This is a genomic window from Rhodococcus sp. BS-15 (assembly GCF_000813105.1).
GTDB lineage: Bacteria > Actinomycetota > Actinomycetes > Mycobacteriales > Mycobacteriaceae > Rhodococcoides.
This window is the reverse complement of the sequence record NZ_BAOX01000455.1, coordinates 1-2,647: the sequence shown is the minus strand read 5'-3', so window position 1 is coordinate 2,647 and position 2,647 is coordinate 1. Positions and strand designations below refer to the sequence as shown.

3 protein-coding genes are annotated in these 2,647 nt (G+C 67.5%); 1 reads left to right on the top strand and 2 read right to left on the bottom strand.

All coding sequences use genetic code 11. The features are described 5' to 3' along the window. Window positions 1–570, bottom strand: a 570-nt coding sequence (locus tag RHBS_RS26695) for an ABC transporter (RefSeq protein ID WP_128646857.1), incomplete at its 3' end; no start/stop codon positions are given. Then, window positions 567–1,805, bottom strand: a complete 1,239-nt coding sequence (locus RHBS_RS26690; protein ID WP_121871968.1) for an ABC transporter substrate-binding protein — start codon at window positions 1,803–1,805, stop codon at window positions 567–569. The genes RHBS_RS26695 and RHBS_RS26690, both read right to left, overlap by 4 nt. Window positions 1,806–1,954: 149 nt before the next feature. On the opposite strand from RHBS_RS26690, the gene RHBS_RS26685 reads away from it, so the two are divergent. Beyond that, on the top strand, window positions 1,955–2,647 hold a 693-nt coding region (locus tag RHBS_RS26685; RefSeq protein ID WP_237669803.1), incomplete at its 3' end, for a TVP38/TMEM64 family protein.

The following is a 2,647-nucleotide window of genomic DNA, read 5'->3' as shown; positions in this document are numbered from 1 at the left end:
CAGCCGCGCCCACCGGCCCGCGCCCAAGGTCGCCGCTGTCTCGTCGAATGCGGCTACCCGGGTGGCAAGGGTGCCCGCCACGACGACGGCCACGAAAGCCGATTCCTTCCAGGCATATTCGGCGACGACGGCGATCCACCACCGCCCGCCGACCAACTCCGGCCAACCCCCGTCGGTCAAGCCGAGAATGCGGGGCAGCATGCCTGAATCTGCCAGCAGCAGCGCCATCGCCGCAGCCCCGATGAGGTGCGGCACCGTGACGGTCAACCCGGCGGCCACCAGGGCCGTGCGTTTACCGGACAGTGCCGTCAACGCGACTGCGAACCCGATCGCTGTGGCCAGCGCCGTCGAGACGAGAGCGATCGACACCGTCAGCGCCACCGAGCGCCACAGGTCACCGCCCAGCGCGGAGTACGCGTCCACCGATAGTTCGGGGGTTCCGACCAACGGCATCAGACCCAGGCTCTGCAGCACCACGGTTCCGAGACCGCCGCCGACAACGAGAACGACCAGCACGACGGCGGGGAGTACCGCCGCCGTGCCGCGAAAGCTCTTCGTGGACGCGCTCACTGACCGGCGAGCACGCTTCGACGCCAACCCTCGTCGAGCGGGGTGACCCACTCCGCGGACAGTTCGGGATGCGCGTTCGCCGAGATCACCTCGTACGAGGGAACGACGGGCGAGGACGGGAGCTGCTCGAACTGCGCCCGCTCCTCCGGTGTCAGCCGCGTGATGTCCAGGGCGGTGAACTGGCCCCACACCTCTGGCTTGGATTTGGCGAGTTGCTGCTCCGGTGACAGTGCGATGTTCGCCACCACCTGCGCTGCGGCGGATTTGCCCGAGGTCGACGGAATGGCCAGGAAACTCGCATTCCCGACGGTTCCCTCGTCGAGAGTCAGCACGCGGGTTTCGGGCGGGTAGGTGCCGTCGGCGACGAGTTGGGTGAGCGTCGCCGGACCGTAGGTCATGGTCATGTCCACCTGGCCACCGGCGTAGAGGTCGTTGAGCTCGGAGGAAGACTGCGGATACGTCGCTCCTTCGCGCCAGAGCGAGGGTGCCAGCGCGTTCAGCCGGTCGAACAGGGCCGGGGCGAGGCGATCGTAGGAGTCCTGATCGAACTGTGCGGGCACCTCGTCGACGCCGCCGGATTCGTTGACCAGTGCCTCACGGACGAACACCGAGCCGGTGAAGTCCGGGGGAGCGGGGTAGGTGAAGCGGCCGGGATTGGCCTCCGCCCAGTCCAGAACGCCGTCGAACGTCGTGGGCGGATTCGGAATAGCGGCTGCGTTGTAGACCAGCGTGAACTGCGCCTTGTGCCAGGGTGATTCGCAATCGTCCACCGGGGTGCCGAAGTCGTTGCTCAGCAATGGGTCCGCCGGGTCGGTGTACTCCATGTTCGGCAGGTTCTGCGTCCACCCGCACAGCCACGCACCGGCCTGCTTTCCGGTACCGAAGTTCGCGCCATTGACCCACACGAGATCGACCTCACCGTCGGTGACACCGGCTTGCCGTTCGGAGAGAATGCGGTTGACGGCGTCGGTGGTGTCCTCGACGGGGACGCGGCGGAGAGTGACGCCTGCCTCTGCGGCCGCGGGAGTGAGGACGTTGTCGACGTAGGCGTTGCCCTGCTCGTCGCCGCCGTACATCCACAGCGAGACCGTCTGACCCTGCGCCTGTTGTTCGATCTCGCTCCAGGGCAGAGCCTCGGCGATGGGGGCTTCGGAGTCCGGGGCAGCGCAGGCGGTGAGAATCAACCCCGTGCTGGCTGCGATCGCTACTGCGCGTCGTAGTGAGCGAAACTTCAACGTAGGGCCTCCTGATCCACGGAAGCAGGCATCGACGACGCTGCTGCCTCCACCGTAATGGGTCGAATGTGACGAAACGGGAACACAGTGGGGAGGTCGGAGACTTCCAAGTACGAACGTGCACGGCCGATCGACCGAAGAAAGGCGCGATGGTGAACCTGGACCGACCGAACGCAGAGGGCCCAGCGAGTGGGGACCGGCGGCGAACAGCGCTGAAAGTGGCCGCGGTAGCTGCCGTCGTCATCGCCGTGGTGATCGTGGCCGGTACCGTCGACCTGCCCGACGCGTCGTTCATTCGTGATCGGGTGGCGTCGGCCGGGGTGTGGGGCATCGCACTCTTCGTGGTGCTCTATGCCCTCCTGTCGGCCACTCCGTTTCCGGCCAGCACGTTGACCATCGCCTCGGGACTGCTGTTCGGGCTCGCGGTGGGCGCGGTCGTCGTGGTGTTCTCCGCCACGGTGGGGGCCTATCTGGGGTACTGGGCAGCCCGAGCGTTGGGACGCGGCCAGGTGGCCCGCACCGAATGGGGCAAGCTCCGCCGGCTCGACGAGATGCTCGGCCGTCGCGGATTGCTGTCGGTCCTGCTCGTGCGTCTGGTGCCGCTCCCGTTCTCTCTGGTCAATTATGCCGCCGGGGTCAGCGCGGTGGGGCAGCGTGATTACGTGGTGGGCACGATGATCGGGATCGTGCCCGCGACCATCGCATACACCGCGCTGGGGGCCTATGGCACCTCGCCGCTGTCGTGGCCGTTCGCCATCGCCTTGCTCGCAGTCCTGGCGATCGCGGCGGGTTCGGCATTGTTGGCGCGCCGCCTCGGCCTGACCGCGAGTGCGCCGACTCCG